Origin of the sequence: Blautia sp. AF19-10LB (assembly GCF_003461245.1) — a bacterium.
Taxonomy (GTDB): Bacteria; Bacillota; Clostridia; order Lachnospirales; family Lachnospiraceae; genus Blautia_A; species Blautia_A intestinihominis.
On the sequence record NZ_QTWS01000036.1, the window covers coordinates 417 to 26016 of the forward strand.

At 45.6% G+C, this 25600-nt stretch carries 24 protein-coding genes; 2 read left to right on the top strand and 22 right to left on the bottom strand.

The annotated features are described in order from the left end of the window. Nucleotides 1-49 precede the first annotated feature (49 nt). The 14 genes from DWX28_RS20040 to DWX28_RS15920 form a co-directional block, all read right to left on the bottom strand. Nucleotides 50-355, bottom strand: a complete 306-nt coding sequence (locus DWX28_RS20040) for an Ig-like domain-containing protein (RefSeq protein ID WP_242997103.1) — start codon at nt 353-355, stop codon at nt 50-52. Between the two features lie 67 nt (nt 356-422). Then, the gene (locus tag DWX28_RS15860; protein ID WP_118253764.1) at nt 423-3068 is read right to left on the bottom strand and encodes an ABC transporter permease; all 2646 of its coding nucleotides are present in this window, start codon (nt 3066-3068) and stop codon (nt 423-425) included. Between the two features lie 13 nt (nt 3069-3081). Then, nucleotides 3082-3753, bottom strand: coding sequence for an ABC transporter ATP-binding protein (locus DWX28_RS15865; protein WP_118253767.1), 672 nt, complete (start codon nt 3751-3753; stop codon nt 3082-3084). Between the two features lie 135 nt (nt 3754-3888). Next, nucleotides 3889-4788, bottom strand: coding sequence for a sensor histidine kinase (locus DWX28_RS15870; protein WP_118253770.1), 900 nt, complete (start codon nt 4786-4788; stop codon nt 3889-3891). Continuing rightward, nucleotides 4781-5458 carry a response regulator transcription factor gene (locus DWX28_RS15875; RefSeq protein WP_118253773.1) on the bottom strand — a complete coding sequence of 226 codons (678 nt, stop codon included), beginning with the start codon at nt 5456-5458 and terminating at the stop codon, nt 4781-4783. The genes DWX28_RS15870 and DWX28_RS15875 overlap by 8 nt, the downstream gene beginning before the upstream one ends. 176 nt (nt 5459-5634) lie before the next feature. Beyond that, on the bottom strand, nt 5635-6462 hold the full coding sequence (locus tag DWX28_RS15880; protein WP_243002452.1) for a putative signal transducing protein: 828 nt from the start codon (nt 6460-6462) through the stop codon (nt 5635-5637). A 51-nt stretch (nt 6463-6513) separates the two neighbouring features. Continuing rightward, the gene (locus DWX28_RS15885; RefSeq protein WP_071431012.1) at nt 6514-8136 is read right to left on the bottom strand and encodes a recombinase family protein; all 1623 of its coding nucleotides are present in this window, start codon (nt 8134-8136) and stop codon (nt 6514-6516) included. Between the two features lie 107 nt (nt 8137-8243). Continuing rightward, nucleotides 8244-8429 (bottom strand): hypothetical protein, encoded by a 186-nt coding sequence (locus DWX28_RS15890; protein ID WP_004849804.1) that lies wholly within the window; start codon nt 8427-8429, stop codon nt 8244-8246. Between the two features lie 270 nt (nt 8430-8699). Beyond that, nucleotides 8700-10040, bottom strand: a complete 1341-nt coding sequence (locus tag DWX28_RS15895) for a virulence-associated E family protein (RefSeq protein WP_009321442.1) — start codon at nt 10038-10040, stop codon at nt 8700-8702. Continuing rightward, entirely contained in the window at nt 9925-10665 is a 741-nt protein-coding gene (locus DWX28_RS15900; RefSeq protein WP_014079457.1) for a CHC2 zinc finger domain-containing protein, read from the bottom strand. Before DWX28_RS15900 ends, DWX28_RS15895 begins: the two co-directional genes overlap by 116 nt. Before the next feature lie 47 nt (nt 10666-10712). Beyond that, the gene (gene mobQ, locus DWX28_RS15905) at nt 10713-12185 is read right to left on the bottom strand and encodes a MobQ family relaxase (protein WP_074104019.1); all 1473 of its coding nucleotides are present in this window, start codon (nt 12183-12185) and stop codon (nt 10713-10715) included. Between the two features lie 2 nt (nt 12186-12187). Next, complete coding sequence (locus DWX28_RS15910; RefSeq protein WP_008816380.1) at nt 12188-12505, bottom strand: DUF3847 domain-containing protein; 318 nt, start codon at nt 12503-12505, stop codon at nt 12188-12190. Between the two features lie 286 nt (nt 12506-12791). After that, nucleotides 12792-12995: a hypothetical protein gene (locus tag DWX28_RS15915; RefSeq protein ID WP_004614949.1), complete on the bottom strand. Its 204-nt coding sequence runs from the start codon at nt 12993-12995 to the stop codon at nt 12792-12794. A 147-nt stretch (nt 12996-13142) separates the two neighbouring features. Next, entirely contained in the window at nt 13143-13367 is a 225-nt protein-coding gene (locus DWX28_RS15920) for a helix-turn-helix domain-containing protein (RefSeq protein ID WP_024726897.1), read from the bottom strand. A 302-nt stretch (nt 13368-13669) separates the two neighbouring features. Between DWX28_RS15920 and DWX28_RS15925 the strand changes: the two genes are divergently transcribed. Beyond that, nucleotides 13670-14710 carry a DUF6076 domain-containing protein gene (locus DWX28_RS15925; RefSeq protein WP_116704909.1) on the top strand — a complete coding sequence of 347 codons (1041 nt, stop codon included), beginning with the start codon at nt 13670-13672 and terminating at the stop codon, nt 14708-14710. Nucleotides 14711-14934: 224 nt separating this feature from the next. Here DWX28_RS15925 and DWX28_RS15935 read toward each other — a convergent pair whose 3' ends face one another. The 7 genes from DWX28_RS15935 to DWX28_RS15965 form a co-directional block, all read right to left on the bottom strand. Beyond that, entirely contained in the window at nt 14935-17313 is a 2379-nt protein-coding gene (locus DWX28_RS15935) for an ABC transporter permease (protein ID WP_118253781.1), read from the bottom strand. 14 nt (nt 17314-17327) lie between these two features. After that, nucleotides 17328-17993: an ABC transporter ATP-binding protein gene (locus DWX28_RS15940; RefSeq protein WP_116704911.1), complete on the bottom strand. Its 666-nt coding sequence runs from the start codon at nt 17991-17993 to the stop codon at nt 17328-17330. Nucleotides 17994-18170: 177 nt separating this feature from the next. After that, nucleotides 18171-19202, bottom strand: a complete 1032-nt coding sequence (locus DWX28_RS15945) for a sensor histidine kinase (protein WP_116704912.1) — start codon at nt 19200-19202, stop codon at nt 18171-18173. Beyond that, nucleotides 19199-19891 carry a response regulator transcription factor gene (locus DWX28_RS15950; protein ID WP_064786815.1) on the bottom strand — a complete coding sequence of 231 codons (693 nt, stop codon included), beginning with the start codon at nt 19889-19891 and terminating at the stop codon, nt 19199-19201. The genes DWX28_RS15945 and DWX28_RS15950 overlap by 4 nt, the downstream gene beginning before the upstream one ends. Nucleotides 19892-20099: 208 nt before the next feature. Next, nucleotides 20100-20237, bottom strand: coding sequence for a helix-turn-helix domain-containing protein (locus tag DWX28_RS15955; protein ID WP_243002453.1), 138 nt, complete (start codon nt 20235-20237; stop codon nt 20100-20102). 225 nt (nt 20238-20462) lie between these two features. Next, nucleotides 20463-20879 carry a YjdF family protein gene (locus tag DWX28_RS15960; RefSeq protein WP_118253786.1) on the bottom strand — a complete coding sequence of 139 codons (417 nt, stop codon included), beginning with the start codon at nt 20877-20879 and terminating at the stop codon, nt 20463-20465. A 248-nt stretch (nt 20880-21127) separates the two neighbouring features. Then, nucleotides 21128-22267 (bottom strand): hypothetical protein, encoded by a 1140-nt coding sequence (locus tag DWX28_RS15965; RefSeq protein WP_118253792.1) that lies wholly within the window; start codon nt 22265-22267, stop codon nt 21128-21130. A 738-nt stretch (nt 22268-23005) separates the two neighbouring features. Between DWX28_RS15965 and DWX28_RS15970 the strand changes: the two genes are divergently transcribed. Then, nucleotides 23006-23548, top strand: coding sequence for an SMI1/KNR4 family protein (locus DWX28_RS15970; RefSeq protein ID WP_118253795.1), 543 nt, complete (start codon nt 23006-23008; stop codon nt 23546-23548). Between the two features lie 243 nt (nt 23549-23791). Here the strand turns inward: DWX28_RS15970 and DWX28_RS15975 are convergent, their stop codons facing one another. Beyond that, nucleotides 23792-25585, bottom strand: coding sequence for a DUF4209 domain-containing protein (locus tag DWX28_RS15975; protein ID WP_118253799.1), 1794 nt, complete (start codon nt 25583-25585; stop codon nt 23792-23794). Between the last annotated feature and the right edge of the window lie 15 nt (nt 25586-25600).

The following is a 25600-nucleotide window of genomic DNA, read 5'->3' on the forward strand; positions in this document are numbered from 1 at the left end:
AGCTGCCATTCCATGTATTCATGAAAGGCAGCTCCTGCTTAAATCATTTTTATTTAACAACTACTTTTACTTTTTTGCAACTATTTCCAGATTTCACTGTGATATAGGCTGTTCCCTTTTTCTTTCCAGTGATCACACCACTGGAACTTACCGTTGCTATCTTCTTATTTGAAGAACTGTAGGTAACTTTCTCCTGGGAAGTGATCGGGCTGATGACCGGTTTCAGCGTAAGTTTTTTATTTCTTGCAACGGTCACGCTTGATTTCATTCCGGTGATCTTTGTTGTTCTTACCGTTGTTTTCTGCACAGTAACGGAAATGACCTGTTTCTTGCCGCTGGCAAGTGTAATGGTCACTTTGATTATTATTTGAATTCCAGCCCTCAGCCTTTTTATTGACAGAGGGCTAATTTTGGCTTAACAATTATTGAGCATCCCTTAACTGATCTACAATGCTGCATTTTGCTACGTTATCATACATCATGCAAGGAATCAGCCACCCAAGCAGAAGAAATACCGGAATTGTCAGCAGGACAGGCAGAACGGTGAAACGATACTCAAAGAACCAGAACATACTGCCCAGCATTTTCCCCGCAAGAGGTCCCACCGCCAGTGAAAGCACAAAGGCCACCGATACGGAAGACATTGCGTAAAACAACCCCTCGTAGATCAGCATGGTTTTGAGCTGTCGGGGCGTCATTCCTACAGCCTGAAGCACCGCAAATTCCCGGCGGCGGGAAAGAATACCGGTCATCATGGCGTTGAAGAAATTTAAGAGTCCCACCAGCCCAATGATAGCACAGAGGATACCACCGATCAGAAGGAACATCTGCCGGAACTGAGCAAACTCAGAGCGAACCGTGGCTTTGCTTTCATACATCAAGGGCGAAAACTCACCGGCCGTGAGCTTTGACAGATATTGCTCTGCTTCGGCCTCGTCAGCTTCGTCCGCTGTGTCGAACAGGTAGAGCATCGGAACGACTGCACCACCGCTGTCCCTCTGTGCGGTGTCCACAGGCAAAACTGCGTTATATCCAATACCACCATAACGATAACCCATGGAGTTCGGAAGTTCTACCAAGGCGCAGACCGTGTACTCTACATCTCTGGCCCCATACAATTTTGCCTGAAGGTACTCCTCCGGTGTGTCTTCGTTGCACAGTTCCCCGGTGCGACTGTCGATATATTTCACATCATCCGCATAGGTAGCCGTGATCGTGTCTCCCACCTTGGGGTAGTATTCAGGATTGGGCAGATTGCCGTAATCATCCAAAGAAACCGCAATGGCAATGGCGTTATTGTCCGGCTCCAGCATAGGAGAAATATCTCCGTTGAACACTTGCAGCTTGTCAAACAGACTGTTATCCAGAGCCTCGATTCTGGTATCTCCCATCACCATATTGCCCCGGTGCTCCATGCGGCTCATATGGCTGTCCAACTGCTCGGCACTTTCGTACCTTGCATAGTCTTGCCGCAGAGCATCCTCCGTCATCCACAGGTATGCGGTTTTTCGCACAGCATATCCCGTGCCGGAAAGACTGGCCTTTGTGTTTGCTGCGATCTCCTCGATCTGTTCTGGCGTGATGAATTCATCTGCCGGGTTGAAACGGAAATAGTCGGGAGTGCTGACGATAAAATCGGCGCAGGTCATGGAGGATACATACTTCTCCATGCTGAAGCCTCCCACAAAGGCACACAGCGCATTGAACAGTGTCACCGACAGTGCCAGAGACACCACCACCAGCACCGTCTTTTTCTTGTTTCGTCCCAGATTGGCAAAGGCCATCTGATGGAGCTTGGCTCCCCGGGTGCTGCGCTGTTTTTTCTTAGTCTGTATCGCATCCGTATATTTGGTAGCCTCTACCGGAGAGACCCTGGCTGCCATTTTTCCGGGCTTGGAACAGGACAAAAGCACCGTCAACAGGGCAAACAGCATGGAACCAAGGAAGATCACAGGCGAAGTGCTGATGGTGGTGATGCCTGCATCCAACTGGGTGGAGCGCAAGACAACAGGTACCAGAACAGCGCCGATGCCGTAGCCCAGCAACAGTCCTGCCGGAATGCCGATCAGACAAAGCAGAAGTGCCTGCTGGCGAATGATACGTTTGAGCTGCCGGGGCGTTGTACCAATGGTTTTCAGAAGTCCGTAAAACCGGATATCCCCTGCAACAGAGATCTGAAAAATGTTATAGATGATAAGATACCCCGTGAAAATCACCAGCAGCAAAAAAGCTGCTATGGCGATCATCAGCTCTGGATCGAGCTGTGACTCCAGCTGGGATGAGGTATATCCCCAGTTGACGCCGATCCGGACGCTGTTGGGATCGGTATAGCTGTCCCATGTGTAGCCAAGATCGGTATCCACCTGCTCCATCTGCCCTTGAATATTTGTGCTGGAGGCCAGCATGACATTCAAATCGGTGCGGAAAGGCTGTAACCCTGTTTTCACTGCCTGCGCTTCGATGTCATCTGCGTAATCACGGCTGATGTTGATGTAGTGAACAGGCATTAGTTCATCATATTCCCAATAGCCCACCAGCGTAAAGGTATCTGTTACAGTAAAGGCGGTTTGATCCTTGTCCGTGATGGAATAGGAAACCGTGACCTCGGCGCCCAGCTCCGGCGTTACGCCAAGCAGCTGCAACGCTGCCGTATCCATGGCTACTTCTTTGCCGCTTTCGGGCATCCGCCCGGTAGTAGGGGTGGCATAGCTCCATTTGGTGCAGTTGGCATCCATGTAGCTGATCTCTGCAGGCGTTTTGGAAAAGACACCATCCACAGTGATGCCGATCACCTTCCGTGCCCCCGCAGCCTTCACCTTTGGATGAGCAGCGATACGTTCCGCCTGCTCGGGGGAAACATCTTTAAAGGTACCGTGTGCATAGCCACCTACCTGCCGAAACTGGTAGGTTTCATAACTGGCGTTCAACGACAAGACAATGGTGAACATGGACGTAAATAGCATCGTTGTCAGCGCAATGGCAAAAATGGCGATCAGATTGCGGCGGCGGTTCGCATAAAGGGATTTTAAGCTGAGCTTTCGAATACATTTTTGATTTCTTACCTTCATCACGGTCACCTCCTCATCGCCCCGTGACAATGCGGCCATCTTCTATGCGGATGATCCGGTCAGATAGTTGGGCAATCTCTTCGTTGTGGGTGATCATCACGATGGTCTGGGCAAATTTTTGACTGCTCACCTTCAGCAGACTCAAAACATCCTGACTGGTCTTGCTGTCCAGATTACCTGTCGGTTCATCTGCCAGAATGATAGCGGGTGCTGCCGCCAGCGCACGGGCAATGGCTACTCGCTGCTGTTGACCGCCTGAGAGCTGATTGGGCAGGGCATCCAGACGGTCGCTCAGTCCAAGCGTCTGCATGATCTGCTGCACAAAAGCCTTGTTTACCTTTCCGCCATCCAGTTCAGTGGGTAGAATGATATTTTCATATACATTCAGCACCGGAACAAGATTGTAGCTCTGAAATACAAAGCCGATTTTCCTGCGGCGGAAGATGGTCAGCGCCTCCTCCTTCAGGGAGAAAATATCCTGTCCATCCACCATGACCGTGCCGTTTGTAGGGCGATCCAGCCCGCCCAGCATGTGCAGCAGCGTGGATTTGCCGGAGCCGGATGTGCCGACAATTGCAACAAATTCGCCCTTCTTCACACTTAAATCAACTCCATCCAACGCATGAACGGTGTTATTGCCGGAGCCATAAATCTTTTTCAGGTTTTTTGCCTGTAAAACTTCCATAAATGAGTACCTCCATGAAAAAATCTGTATGTATGAAAGGAAACGATCCTTTGATACATACAGATTATCGCATAAGATTCTTTCCACATTCTTTCCGGCGGAAAATGAAATCTAACAATTTTGATAGAATTGTTGTTATTTCGGCAGAAACATGGAAAACGTACTTCCTTTTTCCGGAACGGAAGCAACCTTGATATAACCACCCTCGCCGGATATGATCTGTCGGGCAAGGTATAAGCCAATGCCGACCCCTTCCTGCTCCCGAACTGACTTTGAACGATAAAAGCGGGCAAAGATCTTTGCTTGCTCACTTTCCGAAATGCCTGTGCCAGTATCCGATATATCAATCCTTGCAAACATTTCATAGCTTACAGCAGAAATAGTAATGGTGCCATGTTCTGTATATTTGATGGCATTGTCTACGATATTAGCCAGCGCTTCCGCTGTCCATTTGAAGTCGAATATAGCAAAAGCATCGGTATCCTGCAGTTGCAAAGACAATCCTTTTTCAGAAACCTTGGCGGCATATTGTTCTACTACGCTTTCAAGCAGCGGCTGTAGCGCTGCTTGCTGAGGAGCGAGTGAAATGATCCCGTTTTCCAATCTGGAAAGCTTTACGAGAGAATCGATCAAAAATCGCAGCTTTTCCGATTGTTTATACAGCGCCTCCACATTTGCATTCGCCGATGCAGGCAGAGTTTCCTCCATCAAAAGCTCGCTGTATAACAGCAGATTTGCAATTGGTGTTTTTGTCTGGTGGGAGATGTCCGCAATCAAGGTTTTGATTTTGTCTTTTTCCTGTGCTATATTTTGAGAAGATGCTTCTGCGGCAGAAAGATAGTGTGCAAACTTTGTTTCCAAAGCAGACAGCTGGCTTTCATCAAAAGTTGTTTCAGAAAAGGATCCGGTCATGGCGGCGTCCAGCATCCTTTCGATTTCTTCCATCGTTTTTATGACCTTTCTCCGCTCCCATAATACAACAGCTGCTGCCGCCAGAAAACACAGCAGTATGATCACAATGCCGGTTTTATTCATCTTTTATCACCCAGCTATAACCAATTCCATAGATGGTTTTAATGTATTTCTGTGCACCTAGCTTATCCCTCAGACGCTTGATCGTAACAGACAAAGCATTTTCATCCACATATTCTGCGCCATCTGTCCAGATCCGGTCTACAAGGTCTCCACGGGTCATGGTTCGACCACGATTTTCAACAAGCAGACGCAGTAATTTTTGTTCTGTTTTACTCAATTCCACTTTTGAATCTCCCACATAAAAGGTCATAGCCTCAAAGTCAAAGCGAAATAGATCAATATGGATCGACGCATTTTTATGGTTTGACGCTTGCTTTCGCAGTTGGGTATTCACCCTTGCCCGCAAAACCGAAAGAGAAAAGGGCTTGGTAATGTAATCATCAGCGCCCCTCTCCAGTCCGTCTACGATGTCCAGATCGGTATCATTGGCAGTCAGCAGAATAACAGGAACTCCGGGCATGTTTTCCTTGACCTCCCGGAGCAGCTCAAGCCCACTGCCATCCGGCAGATTGATATCCAACAGGATCAGGGATACACCGCCGCAAAGCAGCTGTTCCTTCGCCGTTTTCAGGTCTTGGCAGGAAATGATCTTCCGATCATCTACTTTCAGTGCTTTGCATAAACCTTGATTCAAACCAATATCATCTTCAACAATCAATAATTGCTCCATATATCTCACTCCCTCGTTCCTCAAAGGTATTCGGCAAAGTTAATAACAAGACACAAAAATAACCGCCCCAGCCTCGCAAACTGAACGGTTATTTTCAATCAATTAAGTATGTGGACTAACCGCCTATCGGCAGCACACTTTTTCTATAATCATATTAGCACGCATATGTGACAATGTCAAAAAATTTCTTCATTCTCTTGGTTATTAATCTCCTTGATCAGCTGTACTGCCTTCTCTGTATCATCGGTTTTCACGAATATATCCACGCCATATATTCCAAATCCGGGTGCCCCATGCATTGCAACATTCGCACCTGCTTCCTGGGAAAAAGCTTCTATTTCACTTTGCTTTAACATTTCTACGAGCTGTTCTGTCTCTACTATATTCTGTGCATTATAAATCTTTGTCCATTCTGTCTTAGATTGGGAAGTTTCTTTTCTCTCCTGAACATTTGGTGAATTCTGATTTCTTTTTCGATTAATAAATGCTAAGGTCCTAAGAATAATAAATGACACAATAGTAATACCTATCAGAAATCCCAATGCCAATCGTGTTATCTGTGTTTCTGTAGCTCCCATTCTAAATAAACATATACCATAGATGACTGTAAAAATTCCTGCACATATTACACTGGTGAGAAAATTCCGCCATGTAGCAGCACTTTTTGGCAGGCATTTATCCCATATTCCATTATACACCATAATAGCTACATATAGGATTCCTCCTACTAAGACAGTTACTATCTCTCCCAAAACCAAACGAGTATCCACCATTAATAGCATCTGAATAATAATCGCTAACACACCAATCACAAACATTGATGCAAATGCAAGATTTCCAGCCTTTAATGCTTTTTGTTTCACCCATCCTTCATACACCACAACTTTGTCCAGTGTTTCTTTCATCTCTTTATTCATAGTCTGGCTCCTTTCTCCATCCAGGAGCTCTCTCATCTCAACATCGTAATATTCAGCAAGTTGAACAAGTACACTGAGATCTGGCATATTTATTCCCGTTTCCCTTAATTAAAGATATTGTTGGGTAAAAAAGAAAGGTCAGTCGATTTTGCCGATGAAGCGGTAGTAGATTTCTACTTCCTGCTCACGGCTTCCATCCTCGCCCTTGACAGCTTCGTGGACGGTTATTTTTTCAATTAGAGTGTTCAGAAGTTCGGCGGTCAGCTCCACAGGGTTGACATACTGTTTCATTAGGGCAATCCACTTTTCAGCATCCGCTGCGGTCTGTACGGCGGCTTCCATCATTTCGTGAAGCTGTCTTATTTTTGTTTCAAGCTCCTTTTGCTCGTTCTGGTACTTCTCGGACAGCATATTGAAGTTATACTCGGTTATGCGTCCGGCAGACCAGTCCTCATACATTTTAGCAAACAGCCCGTCAACCTCGGCTTTACGCTTCTCTGCCTTTTTCAGCTCCGCAGCCTGCTTTTTCTTCGCAGAGTTCCTTTCCCTGTCGCTGACATTGAGCAGCCGTTTCAGCAGCTTGTCCTCATCTTTCTGTGCCAGCATAGACCAGTATTGCAGTCTTGCAAGCACATAGGCATACAGTACATCATAGCGGATATAGTGCATGGAACACTGGCGTAATCCCTGTCCGTTCTTGCTGCAATGGTAGTACCCGTATGGGTTTTTGTTCTGCTTGTTTTCCCCATAGGCTAAAGACCATCCGCAGTCTGCACATTTTATCAATCCTGCGAAAATCTGTGTCGTACCGTTTCTGCGTTTCCTGCGTCTGCTTGCAATCAGCTCTTGAACTTTTTGGAACACTTCTTCGGAAATGATGGCTTCGTGGGTATTTTCCACACGATACCATTCTTCCTGCGGCTTCCGCACCTTTTTCTTGTTCTTGAATGAAATGTTGCTCTGCTTGTTGTGAACGCTGTGACCGATGTAGGTTTCCTCTTTCAAAATGCTCTTGACCTGTGCAATCGTCCACGCATAGGCTTTTTCTGCGGGCGCACCGGCGTAGATATTGGCGAAAGTCCCGTATCTTTCATAGTTCAGCCAGCCGGGGGTAGGTACTTTTTCCTCCACCAGAATCCGTGTAATGCTGGCGGCTCCACGCCCGTGTACAGCAAGGTCAAAAATCTTCTCTACAATCCAGCGTGTTTCCGGGTCGATCAGAAGATGACCTTTTTTGTCCGGGTCTTTTACATAGCCCAGCGGTGCATAGGCTCCATAGTGTGCGCCATTGGCAAATCTTGTGTGCATGGCAGCCTTGACCTTTTTGCTGGTCTGTCGGGCGTGCATTTCATTCAGGATGTTTAAGAACGGTGCAAGCTCGCTTTCTCCGTTGATGGTGTCCACATTGTCATTGATGGCAATGTAGCGTACTCCCTTGCTGGGGAAATAGATTTCCGTGTACTGACCGGTCAGGATATAGTTTCTTCCCAGACGGGATAAGTCCTTTGTGACAACGCAGTTGATTTTCCCGTCTTCGATGTCATCAATCATCCTTTGGAAACTTGGACGCTCGAAATTTGTCCCACTCCATCCGTCGTCAATGTACTCGTCTACAACGGTCAGCCCATGCTCTGCGGCATACTGTCTAAGCATCATGCGCTGGGTCTGGATACTGCCGCTTTCCCCCTGTAATTCATCGTCACGGCTCAATCTCAAATATAGTGCAGTGTTATAAATCGTTGTATTGTATGGTTGTTTCACGGTTAAAAATCCTCCTTCTAAAAGAAACAACCCACGCTTATACAATACTCGCTGGTACAAGTATATCATAAGCGTGGGCTGATTGACAGTCGTTATTCCGTATTTTTTCAGGAAGCGGCGGCAGCGTGCTGGATCACATCTTCCAGCAGGCTGTCAAGCGGCTTCCCATCCTGTGCGAAATGCTCCGATACCTTGATACGGACTTTCCCCATGACAAAATACTGGGTGCCGTCTTTTTCGGTAAGCAGGGTGCCGCTGTTTTTGTTATTGCTCTCGTTTTTGCTTTTTGCCATAGGCAGTTACCTCCATAAATGAAATATGCCCGACAAGGGAATGTCAGACAGGTGTACAGCCGCAGACTGTCTCCGTGTCAACCAAACCGTGTCAACCGGCAGAAAAGACTTTGAAAACAATCCATAGGCGCTCTATTATTACTTTTTACTTTTTCTTTGATTTCTTGGTTGACATGGTTGACAAAGGAGAGAAATGCCCCAAATATCAGGCTTTTCCCCGTCAACCGGCTGTCAACCAAAGCGTCAACCAAACTGTCAACCGGTGGCTTTTCAGAATGGAAGTTCCATTTGCCGGGCTTCTTCTTCCGTGATTTCCTGAAAACCGTCCCCCTCCGGCGGAGCTTGGTTGACACGCTCCCAGCCTTTTTGAGAACCGTATTTCTTATACCGCTTCGGGCTTTTGTAGGCTACCCAGCCCTGTATGATGCCGCCCGCAATGCCGGTATTCATAATCTCGCAGATTGCCCGTGTCTCCCAGTCTGCCGGGGAATTTAAGTTCCCCAGCGCTTCCTCATAAAGCTGCTTGGAACATACCCTGTCGCCGGTGTAGTCCTCCAAATAGGCGTAGATCATGCCGGCCTGTGTGTCTTCCTGCATAAAGTCCTGCTGGTGGGCGTTCAGGTATCGGTTCATTTCCATGCTGAATGACAGCTTATACTTCCCACTGCGATAAACCGTCATGGCTTCCGCCCACATCTGTTCGATATACGCCCTCGCCGCCGCTTCATCGTCCAGTATGTGAACCTCCGCCCGTTCCGGGTACACCGTCACGGGGAGAAAGCGCCGGTTGCCGGTGCGGTCACGGGGCAAAAAGTCCTGCCGGTTGGTCGTCCCTCCAAATACACATTGCCGCAGCCGGTCTGCCGGATGTGTCTCATACGGCACTTTGTAGGTTTCTTTCTGGCGGCTTAAGAATGACTTGATTTCCTCAATACTCTTGGCGTTGGCTGTGGCAATCATCTCCGACATCTCGATAATCCAATGCCCTTGCAGCTTGCGGTACACATTTTCATCGTCCAGCTTTTTCAAATCGTCTGAAAACCATTCGTCCCTGCCTGCCAGCAGCCGGAAAAAGGTAGATTTCCCGGCTCCCTGACCACCAACCAGACAGAGCATGACCTCAAACTTGCTCCCCGGTCTGAATACCCGCCGGATGGCTCCCATCAGGAACAGTTTCAAGGCTTCATAGGTGTATTCGTCCGTATCGGCTCCCAGAAAGTGATGCAGGGCGTAACGGATGCGCTCTGTGCCGTCCCATTGCAGGCTGTTCAGGTAATCCCTGACTGGATGGTAGCGGTTTTCATTGGCAACAATCTTGATGGCGCTCTGCACCTTTTTCTCGCTGGTAAGCCCGTAATTTTCTTCCAGATACAAAAGCAGGTAGTTCATGTCCATGTCGGTCAGCGTGGTACTGGTGCGCTCCCAGCCCAGCGGCTTCACAATGTCAATCTGCTCCGTCAAAAGGTTCAGGCGCAGCGCCCCGCGAAACAGAGGGTCACGCTGGAACACCGTCAGGCAGTTTCGGATGCTGTTCTTCACGCCGCCTTTCTGCGTCCCCTCTAATGTTTCCCGGATTTCTGCCGGTGTCTGCGCCGGTTCCATTGTGTCCATCGTCCTTTTGACCGCTTCCTGCGTTTCCGGCGGCAAGCTCTGAAATTCGCTGTTCAAGCCGCAACACCTCCTTTCCCTGTGCGGCGATCAATGCCGCTTTTTCTTCTATTTCTCCGTATAACAAAATATCCAAAAGGTATTCTGTGTAGCTTATCCTCTGCAACGCTTCCACAAAAAGAGGATGCCAGATGGCATCCTGCGGCTGTGGGGCGTGTGCTGTTTTCCAATGCTCCAGCAGGCGCAGATAATCGCATAGCACCCGGAAACAATACCGTTCCGTTTCCTGAAATCTCTGCTCCGCTGATTTTTGTCGGGGCTGTGACCTGTTGTGACGCTTCCTATCTGGCGGCGCATTGCCGGATTTCTCATAGGAAACGCCGAAGTCCTCCGCAAGCCTGACCGCAGCTTCCCGTTTCCCCAATCCATGCAGCAAAGCGGCAAAGTCGATCACATCCCCGGAAGCCCCGCAGCCGAAGCAGTAAAAGCGGCTGTCCACTTTCATGCTGGGCGTGCGGTCATTGTGGAATGGACAGCAGACCATGCCGTTTCTCCCCACCCGGATTCCATAGAATGAAGCAGCCTGCCGAGTGGTAACAGACTGTTTCACCGCTTCAAATACATTCAAATGCTCCCTCCATAAAAATACTGGTAGCGGTAAAGCTGCCGATTATATCATAGCTCCATCTCATGTTTCTTTCTCTGTACTGCCTGTGGCTGCTCCCTCCGGCGCAGTGCGGTATCTACGGCGTTCTGCACCTGCCGTAGCCGTATGACTTCCTCCCGGAGTGGCTTGTGCTGCGGAGACAGTTCGGCATACTCTGTTTTTAACTGTGCGTATTCCTGTTTCCATGCTTTCAGGGCAATGGGTTTTCCGTCCAGTTTTTCTTTCAAAATACGGCGGGCGGCATAAAACAGCCGTAACTCCGCATCGTGGGATGTTTCAAATTTCTCCCTCTGTTTCTTAAACTTGATATTGTTCAATTCCGTATGAACAGGTTTTAGCCGCTGGTAATTCTCGCCCTCCCGTATCAATTCCTGCAATTCCTTTATCCGGGCAGATTTCTTTTTCATGGAGTCGCTTAACGCTTCAAATTCTTCGTTGACAGAGGAAAGACGCTCCTGCAAATCCTCTAATGTGAGCAGCTTGTTTTCCGTCAGATAATTGACGGCTTCGGCAAACTGCTTTAAGTTTCCGGTTCTGGCTTTATTGCTCCATGCCCCTGCGTTGCGCTGGTTGTAATAAGCGATCAACAGGTCGGCAAGGCTCGGTGTCTGCGGTTTGGAAAGTTCTTCTTTTACCTCTGCCATCCAGACAAACAGGGCTTTGATCTTCTTCCTCACATCCTGCATGAGCCGGTTGGTGGCTTTAATCCAGCGGTTCAGTTCCCCTTTCTCGGTGCGGATGCCCTTTGCTTCCATCTGCCGGACATTAGCTCCCTCGTGGACAGTAGGTATCAGGTCAAGCCCCTGCCGCACATAGGAACGGTGGTCGATACGCACATCCAGCCCTTTTTCCTCAAATTTTGTATTAACGGCAGCCGCCCACTGCTCCCGCCAGTGTTCCAGCGTTTCCGGCTCATGCCAGTCTGTTGTATGGACAGCGTTAAACATATAATCGCCGTTTTTATCCCGGATTCGGTTTCCATCTTCATCAAGAAGATATTCCCGACGCTGTTTTTGTCCCCATGTGCCATCCGGGTTCAAAGGGCGCATGGTTGTCATCACATGAAAATGCGGGTTAGGGATGCCGCCGTCCTCTTTCTCCGGGCTGTGAAAAGCAAGGTCGGCAATCATGCCTTTTGTCACAAACTGCTCCTGTACGAACTTCCTCGCCAGCTCCATGTTTTCTTCCAGCGTCAATTCATTCTGCATGGCAATATCAAAGGAATAGGCAAGCTGTGCTTTTGGATGTTTCTCGCAGTTCTCCACAGCATTCCAGAGGGTCGCCCGGTCAAGATATATTTCCGGCGCATGGGGCGGCAGCATGATTTCCGAAGCGATCACGCCGCCCTTTTTGGTGTAGTCGCTGACTTCTCCATAGTAGCTGCTGTAAAGACGCTCCCCGGCTCGATAGGCTGCGCTGGCAATGGCGCTCTGACCGGCGCTGCGCTTGATCTGTGCGATTGAAAAATGATAAAGTGCTATCCTTAGTCACCGCCTTTCTCCTGCCCGGAAATACGGGCGTGGTTCTCTGTGGCAGACCGGATGAAATGCTCCGCCTGCGGCAGATTCAAAATGCTTTCCATGAGGGAATAAAATTCCGCTTCGGATAGCTCCTTTGTCTGTGGTGCAATGCTCTCAATAGCTGCCCCACGGGTAATCAGCCGGTGCGTCCTCTGTTTCCGGGAACCGCTTTCCAGATACGCCTGCCGGTTTTTCAAACGCTGCATTTTCCGTTTTTCCTGTTCCAGCAGGACAGTGGTTTTTTCATATTCCTGCTTCAACTGTTCCAAAGATTTTTCCATGTTCTCACATCCTTTGCTGATAAGATAAAGAAAGACCATCCGCAGACAGTCCGTGTGTCAGTGCTTCTATAAAACCCGATGAAAAGGGAAAACCGCAGAGCGGATTTCTCTTTGCGGCGAGTACACAGGGGATAGCCGCTTTAGCGGCGCAAGGGGGTGTAGCCACCTTGTCGGAGCGAAGCGAACGCAGGCCTCGGATTGCTGATTTTATCAGCGGCAGAGGTAAGCTCCGCAGGACGCACGATACATGGTCTTTAGACTATGTATAGAAGTGCGCCCTTAGTTCCTAAGGGATTTTGCCGTTTCCGGCAGTCTTGTCCTTTTTCTTGGAACGCTTGGAAAGATACTTCGGGCAGTCAACCACAACCGCCCGGAAGCTCTGTTTACATTCGTGCTGGCATTTCCGGCACAGTTCGTTGTAAGTGATACGGCTGCGGTCATTTAAGAAGAAAGACCATTCCAACCGCCGCTTGTTACTCATTCTTGCCATAACCGGCTCCTTTCTCCGTTTCTATCTGATGTACGCAGATAGGCTGTTTTGATGTAGCGTCTCGGTATCATTTTTAAGTTTTTTTCCCTCTGTATGCCCCTTTGGAAAGTGCGGCAGTATTGCAAGTCAGGGAATGATACCTCACGCTTATTTGTCGCTTCCCGGTACGGTTTCGGAGCCTTTTGCCATCCATTCAAAGAAAGCAATTTTGCTGACCTTGATAAGTCTGCCCCTGCGGAACGCTGGAAAGCCGGGTGTGTGTACCAGCTCATAGGCGCTCGCTCTTGAAATTCCCATAATCCACTGAATGTCCGCCACATCCAGAACCAGCGGTAAATCCTCGTAGCTGTTCAATCTCTTTTTATCGTTCATTCTGTTCCTCCCATAAATCAAATAGGTTAAAATGCTTCCTGTTGCCGTTCTCCCCAAAAGCCGTTTTCCTGCCCCATTCCTGCGGTGTTTCCCTGCATTGGTGCGCCGAATGCGTCACTTCTCCTGCCGGTCATATCCCTTTTGGACGGTCATTCACTTGTCAATGTACTGTGCGGTACGAAATTACCAACCGCAATCATCATAGCGTACTATCCTTGACAAAACAATGATTCTGCGATACCATGAGTGTAACGGATATAACTGAATTATATAATTACCATAAACAAAGGCAGGGGATAGGGATGGAGAATCAGTTTATACGGCATGAGCCATGTTTTGAGAGGATTTTGTTTGTCCTGACGCTGGACAGGAAGAAAATGAAAGAGCGGATTTTGATTGGGGAAGAACAGCAGATCCGCTTCCGTCTGAACGGGAGCCAAAACGCAGAGGTGCTTTGTGATATGACACGCCCACTGGGAACTTTTTTGATAAACTTTGAGCGTGACACGGACAGAGACTGGAACTTATACGGGCTTTCTCCGCTGCGGCAAGCTCTCCACTCCAACCGATGGAAACAGCCGGAGCTGGAGCAGGCGGCAAGCGAATTTCTTTGGGAGAAATATCTTAGCAACGACCCTCTGAAAATGTATGTGGCGTTCCGTATCTGGAACAGCTATCTGCTTGCCAGAGAACCCCGTGACCGTAACGCTGCCTGTGACCGCTTCATGGATAAAATGAGCAGACTGACCGGGGTATTCCAAAACGAAACCATGAGCTTTGACAGGGAGACAGGAAAACCGAAACAATTTCAAGCTGGCAGCCTTTATTTCAAAGGCGCACCGTCAGAAGATACCCGGCTTGACCTCTGGTTCCCGGACAACCGGCGCACAGAAGAATGTGTGTCTGCCTATGCGTCCCTCTACCCGTTGATTACCTATTATCTGAACAGGCTGAATGACTGGGGGCTTTGCTTCCGGCGGTGCAAGGTCTGTGGAAAATATTTTCTGGCAAAGAGCCAGCGGTATGAGCTGTGCAGCGACAAGTGCCGAAAAGCACAGGCGCTTCAAAACAAGCGGGAATTTGACGAGAGGGCAAGAGAAAATAACTATGACCTGCTTTATAAAAATGAATGCCAGAACTGGCGCAACAAAATAAACCGGGTAAAAAATACCGCAGGCTTTCCGGCTGACCGTCTGGAAAAAATACAGGCTTCCTTTTCCGACTTTAAGAAAGAAGCCTTACAGAGAAAAAAGGCTGTAAAAACAGGAACGGCCAGCCCGAAAGAATTTACGGACTGGCTGTATCAGCAGAGTAATGTAATTGTTGAGCTGACCGAGATATGAAAAACTTTCTATCGTCAATTTCGCATTATTGCAATAACAGATTGCTTCTTCCATGAATGGTAATATTATCATCAAACTTTTGGAAGAACTATAAATGTCCGAGGTGCCTTTGATTTCGACAAAAAAACAGGCTGAATTGTTACAAAGCTCGGACATTTCAAAAATTTTTTGAGAAATGGCGAAAAAAGCGGGGCAGCACACGCCGCCCCGCCGATCCCATACGGTTATTCCATCGCCCGCATTTGTTCGATCAGGGATTGCTTTTTCTGTCTGCGGATTGTCCATACAGACAAGATCAGTTCCATTCCGAACAATACCAGAATGAACAGTCCCATTTCCAAAACCGGGAATTTGTAAGGCACTACATTTCCGGCAAAAGCTCCTATACTCATTTTTCTGCAAGCAAAGATGGAAGCCGGAAGCCCAACGATCAGCGTCGCCAATGTTGCAAAGAGCGCATAGCACAGCCCCTCACAGATGTTCATTTCACATAGCTGTTTTTGTGTTAGGCCGATAGAACGCAGAATACTGTTTTCCTGCTTTCGGGCTATCTGGTTAGAGAGTGTCGTATTGATAAGGTTGATAACGCCAAAGAGAAATACCAACCATGAAAGTATCTCCATACTGCCAAACGCAAAAGAATTTGTCATTTCTTCATATTCAATCACTGTATTGATTTCATCTAAGGCAATATTACTATGGCTGGCAACAATATTTTTCAATTCAGCTCCCACATAGTCCGTTTTTTTCGGATCGTTTACAATGCTCCATGAATAGTCGAAAGAAGCGATTTCCGGGTGCAGTTCATGGAACAATGCTTCTGGTGCGAAAAAGAGTACTCCATCGAGGGCCAGTTTTCCATGCCCGGAAGGCGTCTTGTTGGAATCAAACAATCCTGATACAGTGACGGAAACAGGCGGTTGCCCCTCTCCAAAATAAAAGTCAACTGTTGAACCAACACCCATATCCTCATTCTGCTTTAGCACATTATAGTCAATTACAATACTACGGGAATCTTTTGGCATCGTTCCTGCTGTCAGAGCCGCTTCAACTGTTGCATAATTCTGGTCGGTCAGCATATCACACATACCACCGCTTTGGTAAATGTCCGTCTTAAGGGTTGCATAGAGAGATTGTCTGCTTGGAATTATATCTGTAACACCATCAATAGATAAGATTTCCTGTTTTAATTCTTCATTCAACGGATTTCCCGCTGCCATAACCTTTTCTTCTGTCATTTCAGAATCCAAATAAATTTTATAGTCGCCGTCCGGGAAAAACCGTCTTGCAAGCGCCTCTGGAGAACGCAGCAAAACAATGGAGGATACCACAAGCAGAATAATTCCGCCCAAACTCAATGAGGCTACAATAGCAACGGTCTTTTTTCGGTCACGCTTAAAATTCGCAATTCCCATTGAAACAGGATTGAGCTTGATATTCTTTTTTCGGCTTCGGATGTCCTTTTGTGCCGGGGTAAAACGGACGGCTTCAATCGGGGAAATCCCTGCCGCAATTTTTATCGGCTTACGGATGGAAACAGATACCATGATCCAACTGCTTATGAGTGTCAAAATAATCGTTGCCACATAGGAAACAGCATTAAATCCCTTGGGAAACAAAAGAAAACCGCCGCATACACCCAGCACTGTACCAATCAAAATCCCGATACTGCCGAGTTTACGCCCCTCCCGCTTTACAATCCGCTTGATTTGCTTTGGCGTTGCACCAATCGTCCGAAGCTGCCCGTAGCTCTTGATTTTGTCATTGATGGAGATACGGAAGATACTCTGGATCACAATATAGCCGCCGATCAGAACAATGGTAATCACGCCAGCCATCAGTGCAAAATCAAAGGATTTAGAAGCATAGGCAAAATACTTGCTGTTCATTTTGGGCATAGGAAGCTGATATTCCTCCGCAATCTCCCTGCAATAAGAGGTCATCAGTTCTTCGCCCAACTGGTCGCTGTTTTTGAAATGGACATAGGCGCGATAGCCAGTCGGGTCAAACCCTTTCCATCCTGTCAGGGCAGCGTTGGAAAGAATGATAGCGCAGGTATTCGCTTCTTTTTCATTTACGCTGTCCATAATGCCGATAACGACATAATCACCATGAAAACTCTCTGTATCTAAGGTCACAGTGTCCCCGATCTTGGCATTGTTTCCATAGGTGGAAAGAAAGTATTCGCTTACAACAACTTCATTTGCTTTTTCAGGAACCCGGCCCTCTAACAACTCCATCTGCGCCTTGGTAATCTCCATCATTTGCGCGTCGCAATACACATAAGACGCATGATAGCCCTGTTCTGAAAGCTCCTCACCCAGCATATAGTAGCCGCCTACGCGCTCAAACTCCGGCAGTCCTTTCAGGGTTTCAATGTCGTTTTCCTCTACGCCCAGCCAGACCGCCTCATAAGTATCGACAACCTGATTGCGCTGCATTTGTGTCAGGGAGGTAGACACAATTCCCGTAAAGCAGATCAGAAATGCCGCCAGCGCAACGGCAATCACCACCATCAGATTCCGGCGCTTCTCGCTTTGCAAACTTTTCTTTGCCAGCTTCTTTGTAATGGCGCTGGTATCATTCTCAAAAGGCCATGTCATAGCCTGCCACCTCCTTACTCCACAATCTTGCCGTCCTCAATGCGGACAATCCGATCTGCAAGGCGGGCAATGTCGTCATTGTGCGTAATCATCACAACAGTTTGCCGGAACTCTGCACTGGTGCGCTTGATAAGCCCCAGCACCTCGGCGCTGGTCTTGCTGTCAAGGTTGCCGGTCGGCTCGTCGGCCAGCACAATAGCCGGTTTGGTAATCAAGGCGCGGGCGATAGCCACACGCTGCTGCTGTCCGCCGGAAAGATTGTTCGGCATATTTTTCAGTTTATCTTCCAGCCCCAGCAGATGAACGATCTCGTCCAAAAACTTCTGATCCACCGTGTCCCCGTCCAGCTCCACCGGCAGGACGATGTTCTCATACACATTCAGGATGGGAACAAGGTTATAGTTCTGAAAGATAAAGCCGATGTTGCGGCGGCGGAAGATAGTAAGCTGTTCATCGTTCATTTTCGACAGTTCTTTGTCCCGGACAATCACATTGCCGGAAGTGGGTGTGTCCAGCCCTCCCATCATGTGAAGTAAGGTGGATTTGCCGCTGCCAGATGTTCCCACAATAGCCACAAACTCGCCGTCCTCCACGGAGAAGTTCACACCGTCAAGGGCGTGGGTAATGTTCGGCTTTGTGCCATAATACTTTTTCAGGTCGATAGTCTGTAAAACGCTCATATTCAAAACTCCTTTCAAGGCTTCCTGCCTGTTGATAAGGGTATTATAAAACCCAAATGTCCGCGAAATGTTACAGCGGCCAAAAAATTTCATTGAAAATCGGGGTGAAATGTTACAACGCTCGGACATTTCAAAAAAATTTACGGCGGGCAGCCGGGAATGGCCGTCCGCCGCGTTCTATTTTGTAGGCAGCATAATGGAAAATTCCGAACCCTTGCCCGGCTCCGAAACCACTTTGATATAGCCGCCCTGTCGCGTTACGATCTCGCGGGCCAGATACAGGCCAATGCCCACGCCCTGCTGTTCGTGTACTTCTTCCTCACGATAGAAGCGCCGGAAGATGGCAGCCTGATTGCTTTCGGAAATGCCCTTGCCGGTGTCGGTCACTTTGATCTCCACATACATTTCCCACAGCACCACCGACACAGCGATTTTCCCTCCCGCCGGGGTGTACTTCACCGCATTGTCCAGCAGGTTAAAGAGGGCTTCGGATGTCCACTTGCTGTCATGGGAAACGGTCAAATCCTCCGGGCAGTCCACAGACACGGCGATTTCCTTTTTCTCCGCTGCATACACGATCCCACTCATGGCCTGCGCCACGGTATCAAAGAGGCGACCCGGTTTCTTGTCCAACTGGATCACGCCTGTTTCCAGACGGGAGGTTTTCACAAGGGCCTGAAAGAGAAAGTCCAGCTTATCCGTCTGGCTGCGGATTCCCCGGATAAAGTCGGTGCGCTCCGCCTCGGTCATAGGCTTTTCCAGCAGGGTGTCCGTCGCCATTTTCAGATTGCTTACCGGCGTTTTCACTTGATGGGAAATATCCGATACAAGGGTCTGCAACTCCTGCCGTTCCTCGTCCACCCGGCGGCGGTTCTCCTGCATGATCTGGTAAAGCCTTGCCAACCGGTGTCCGATTCTGGCAAGCTGGGTTTCGCTGTCCTCTGGCCGCTGGGGTGCTTCATTTCCGGCGATCATGTGGTCTAAAGTCTGGCACAGGTTAGCGGTAAACTGCGACAGCCGCTTTCCAAACGCCTGCGTCAGTACAAAAATCCCCACAAGGGCGCACAGTAGCAGCGCCCCGCCAGTCAGCAGCACCGCCGTCTGTTTTGTCACAAGAAACAGGGCTATGGTGATCCCGGACATGGAAAGGACAAGTCCTATTGCCACCCGGCTAAACAGCCGCTTTACCGATAGGTTTTGAAACTTCATTTTGCCTCGCCTCCCGTCCATTGATAACCCATGCCGTAAACGGTCTTGATGTAGGGCGCGCCGCCGTCGGATTCGATCTTGCTGCGAATTCGGCTAATGGAGGTTGTCAGGGTGTGTTCGTCTACAAACCTTTCGTCTATATCCCACAGCTTTTCCAAAAGCTGCCCACGGGTCAGCACTTGCCGGGGATTTTTACGGAACAGATTCAGCATTTTATATTCCATCAGGGATAGGGTCAGGGGCTTGCCGTTTAAGGAAGCCGTCTGCTCCGAGAAGTCCAGAAACAGCCGCCCGTCGTCGTAAATGTCCTTGGCCGGTTTGTGATGTTCCAGCATGGCGAACATGGCTTTGATTTTCCGCTGCAAGGCCCCGATCACAAAGGGCTTTGTGATGTAGTCCACCGCGCCCACCTCATAGCCCCGTATCTGGTCACTCTCCTGATCGTTGGCGGTCAGGAAAATTACGATGGTGTCCGGGTACTGGGGCTTTATCAGCTTGCACAGCTCAAACCCATTCCCGTCCGGCAGGTTGATGTCCAGCAGCACCAGATCAAATTCCCGCTGGCGGATGGCGTCGGCTGCGGTTCTGGCATTTAGGGCAGAAGTCACGCCGTAGCCGTCTGCGGTCAGGTTATAGGCCAACATCTTATTCAAAAAACTGTCGTCCTCGACAATTAAAATCTGCTTCATATCCTCACTTCCTTTTCTTTTTGCAAATAGTATAACAGGCAAATGTCCGAGAATTGTTACAAGGACAAATATATTTATCATTTTACAGCTTTTTTCTGTGTACTGCAATTTTATAAAAGAAAGGACAGCAGTATCAAATTGCTGTCCTTGCGGTTTATTATAGCTGGTAGTGTATAAGCGTGGGTTCATCATATTTGGTGTGGTATCTTTAACTATGGGAAACTCCTGTTTCCCATCTGGAAACTGTTCTTGCAGATACCCCAAACTTCTCGGCAAGCTGTTCTTGCGTAAGATTCTTTTCTTTACGACATTGCTTTAAAAAAGCTCCAATCTTTTTTGTATCCATATCTCTACCTCTCTTCCACTTACAACTTACCAATATGCACCAAAATTACCACGACATAAAACGAGAATCCGTTAATTTTCAACCGGACATCTTATGTCTAGAATAAATAAACGGTATTTTCATACCGAAAACAAATACCTATAATCATTCCAACATTCAAACAAGAAGTATCTCTCGCCCAATGCGCTCGGTCAATTCCGATTTGGGCTAAAGCCCAAGAGGCTTTTAATGCCCCTTATGCTTTTCTCTTTTCTTTTGCTGTTTCAATTCAAACATTCGCTGTTCTTTCGCCTCTTTTTTCTTGCGATTTCTCTCTTTACGCTCCTGTTGGTTATGTTCCTGCTGTAATTTCAATGCTTGCTGCGATTTTGTGCCAATACCTGTTCTTATTGTCTGCTTTTTTACTTCTCGATGCATCCGTTTCGGATTTCTTTTTATATCCTTTACAACAGTTTCAACAGCCGGACTGAATTTCAAACTGAAATAGTATTGTTGAATATATTCCTGCACTTCGTAATCTTTTGGTTCTGCACCAAATATTACCTTCGCTACAGATAATTTACCATCCTCAATACGCTCGAATACGCCTACCCAAAATGGTTCTTCAAAATATACCGTCAGTTTTCCATTTGTTTTGTCCATAAAAATCCCTCCTAAAATGAATTGAACAAAGAATGGACAACCCGGAGGGGCAGGTTACTTACCCTATTTACATAGGACGGCTGGGCTACCTACCAGCTCTAGCATATCTTAAAAATATGCATTGCGTTTTTATCTTGTTTTTATCATATAAAGTGCAATATCACACAATATATCCTTACAATTTATATATTCTAATTCCTATAGTAAATCTATACAATCATCTTTTCCATTGATAGTACGAGACGATTTTAACATAATACTTTATCTGCTTTCAACACATAATCATGGGAACATATAATTCTGCTTCTCTGAATGATATCACCTCTAACAGAACAGTTTCCTTTTGCACAGCCTTCTATCGGTGTAAAATTTTCGCAGGAACCACATTTTCTGCGTTCCTTTTTCATTCCACGTCCATCGCACCGAATCATTTCATAACCAACAATGTATTTTTGCAATTCATCTTCCGGGATTGTCTTTTCGAGCTTTTCTCCTGCATCATTTCTCAGTTCAAAATGAATATCCTTGCCATTTATGTCTGCTTGCAAGGCTATATTATTATTTAAGAGACCTTCCTCGTTTAACTCATTGATTTCTTCACAATCCAGATTTTCAATAAATTGCAAAATATCTTCCATTATGTCCACAGACAAGCCATATCCTCCAGAGCTGTATTCATAGAATATATTTCCATAATAATCGCCTTCTTTTAAGGTTATCGCAATCACATAGTCCCTGGATTTGTAATCATCAGATAGATCATGGTACATTTTTGTCTTCTCCTTATACTGATATCTGTTCTGGTTTTCTTCCCTGTACTTTTCATTTCTTATTTTATCGGCTGCATTTTGTTTTTCTATCTTTGCTTCCATTGCAGCATAACCATTTTGCTTAAATTTTTCTATCAGCTCGTCCCCATAACAATCACGAAATTCTTCTCTACATTTCTTTAATGCATCCAGTTGTGTAGATAAAAACTCATCAAAGAAGCTTTCCGGAATATGTAGCCTGCTTGAAAATTGTCTTTTTCTCTTTGGTATCGTTCTTTGAGTGCTGGCATATCCCAACACTCCCATAGACACATCTAACACCCCTGCTAATTCTACCGAATTTAATTCATATACTTTTTCAATCGCATCATAAATATTTATTTCTACACCGACTCCCTGTTCATCCTGTTGTAAAAGATCCAGAAATTTTTCATAACTTATTTTACATTGATCATAAGGTTTCTTAATATACCAAGGTGCTTTTTTCGTAATCTCGGTATAATACTCCAAAGAAGCTTCCCAGTCATCGCACTCTTCGCCTTCCTTGCATGTGGTATACATGCCACACACACCATTGGAGTCAAATCCACACGTTTTACAAATCTTATCAATTCTCACATTTATCACCTCTCAATCCATCAACATTTTTCTGCATAGATAAATTTTTTCATCAATTCTTTCCTTGTAATTATACACTTTTTCTGATGATATTGCTATCTGCAAGGATATTTGAACTTACTATTGAACTCTTCTTACTGAAAAATATAGATACTCAATTTGAATATTTTTTTCGACAATTACGTAGTATTTCTGTCTGAAGATTCTTATTGTCCTTTTTGGGGGCTTATAAATAAATTTTATTATATATTTATATGATTTTATACTGAAAACTTCAAAATAGAGATACTATATTTATATTCAAGGAAAAGAAATCGAAAATATGCACAACATTACCATTTTTTCCAAATACGATCTTTTTTACCTAATTACTCAAATCTTACAGTATCTGTTTTCTAGTAATATTATGTTTTTTCATAGCCTTATAAATGCTCAAAAAATCATTGAAAAAACCGTAAAACGTGCTATAATTATTCTCCGTTATTGAGCAAAGTACTAATTGACATCCAAATATTTTTCAGAAGGACAATTATGCGTAAAAAATGAATTAAGAATAATACTTATGTGAACGTTATTGCTTACATTGATAATAATCGTCAATTTTAGCATTTTTGCGTCAAATCAAAATATTGATTAATCTGATATAAAAATCTCCTCATTACATGATAAAGAGAGATTATCTTTGAATGTCACATCATTAGGCAATGACTTCTTGGTTAAAAATTAGTAGGAGATATAATGGAAGATGTAAATGCAATACACAGAATTTTCAAAAATTTAAAATATGAAATGGATAATAATGGTTGGGTCTATCAATGGCATTTAGGTGATGAGCCTATAAAAGTAACTCATAAATTTTACCCACCTGTATCCTCCGAAGAATTTCAGTTATTTGAAAAATATTTTCCCAACATGAAACTTCCCGCTTCGTATAAAGCCTTTTTATCTTGTTCAAATGGAATGGAGCTTTTTTGTGGAGAAGAGGGTAGTTCTCTAGTCAGCTGTACCATCTACTCTTTAAAAGAAGCTCTTAATCAAAAAGAGGTTTGGAATAATACACCCATTTTATCTGATCCAGAATTCACATATCATCTTCCCATTCTTTTTCTGCAAGATATAGGTGATATAACCATGGATTTACAAGCTGTATTAGAAGGTAGAGAAGATTATTTATGTTATCCCGCTCCTGACACCAATCGTTTTAACCTTCCTTTTAATGAATGGCTGGAGCGATATATTGTATGCCAGGGACATGAATTTTGGTTTTTCTTAAATCCGTAACTACCAAAATACTTTCTCTCTATTTTTTAGGTATAAAAATATATGTTTATAAAAACACTCTGACTACTAATAAGTTGGAGTGTTTTTATAATTCATATTATATTTATAGATTTACTCTCAGTGCTACACATTCCGGGGGTTGAGGGCGTCCCCAAAGTGCGTTTTGATATCCAAACGATATGCTTGCCGGGTACTTCCAAACACTTTTTAAGGAAACCATACCATCCGTCCAACCATTTTATATTAATTCTCATCCATATTATCTTTCTTCTCCATCAGCTGTTTCAGCTTTTTATTTATTTTACTTCTATTCTCCTCCTGTAATTTTCCGCAGAATAGATAGCAAAATTTCAGTGCAAACCACCAGATATACAAAGCTTTAAAGCTCTGGAATGCCTGATCATCCAGCATTCCATGTGCCACATTGTTGCGCATGTTAAATCCAAATTTTGAACAGAAAATCGTATTTAAAGCAAATATAAGGTCTTCATCCAGACTTTCTTTTACTCCTTCCAATTCTAAGACAGCGTGCATTGATTTTATTTCTTCAATCCCTTCTTCATTCATGTTATAAACAGGTTCTCCACATTCCACTGCCAGATATCTTACTGCATTTTCTATCTGTGGAATCAGGATACTTAGCGCCGTCAAAAAATCTCCAGAAAAGCCAAACATGAGACCCTTGGTATACGATTCTTTTCTCCCCTCCGGAATCGCACAACTTACATCTACAATCTTTTTTACATCACTCTCTTCGATCACAAATCTGGAACGAATATATTCAAACGTATTTCTCACCAGAATCTGTGCAAAATAATCCATCTCCATGGCTGCTGTCCGCTCCATATTATCCTTAAGCGCACCTTCATCGATTGTTCCATCAGGCTTTTTCACAGGCCTGCTTTTAGCAATTAATTTTCCTCCTTTTCCAAGGATTGCCGCTGGAAATATCGTGTTCAGGATCCCAGTCCTATTTAATACTTGATTCTTTACCTTTTCTCTTACCGGAATCGGAAGAAATGAAGCAAAATAACATAATGCCTCTTCTTTATCAAGATCTTCCAGTTGGCGGAACAGTTCTTTTACAATGCCGCTGGCATCCTGTTTATCACTCCATACCATCATCTCCGAAAGGGAAGCTTCTTCTATCTGTGCTATTTCCTGCAACAGTGCCTTTCTTTCTTCTTCCGTACCCTGTATGGTCTTTAACAACTGAATAACCTCTTTCAAATAGTGAATCTTTCTCATTAAATTTCCTTTGGAAGAGGCCCCGGCATATTCAGCCTCCATCCGGACAGCCTGAATCTTACGTCTTCGTATCGCAATCAGTTTAGGTTCAGTAATACACTTTTTCTTCTGCCAGTTATTTTTTCTGCAATAGAGTTCTTCCAACAGATCACAAAACTTACCAATGAGCAGTGCATCGCAGCTATTATCATCGTAAGTTTTCGAGATATTTTCCACATAAGGGATCAGATATCCTGTATCCACTTTTTCCTCCATGGCAGTTTTTATCAAATATCCAATTTTTGCATGGCTGCTGTTATCATACTCTTCTAATACTTTTATCAGCAGATTCTTTCGCACCTCTTCATTGATTTCCTTGCTTCGGATTTTTTTAGAGATAAACAAGATCCGGTTTATAGCCATGATATGATCTGCAAATGCACCGGTGTTCTTCAAGTGTTCGCAATAAGCCGTTTCTGCTATTTTAGCATTTGAAAAATCATTTTCCACAACCCATAAAAAATCTGATATCTTTGCCTTGTTGATCGGTGCGATGGGATAGCTTCGGATTTCCTCCAGCAATGCCTGATACTCTTCTCTATTTATATCTTTCCGATTCCAAATGCTGCGGGCATAGGAAAACGGTACGTCTTTAGGCGTATCAATCCATCGTTCCACAATAATATCCACCAGAAGATTCCTGAATTCCCCATCCATCGGTCCGCAGAAATCTGTCAGTGCTTTCTCTGCCGTTTGAAAATTAGGTCCTTTTAAAATCTCTGCGATCTGCTCTGCCATTTTTTCTGCCATACATATTCCTCCAAC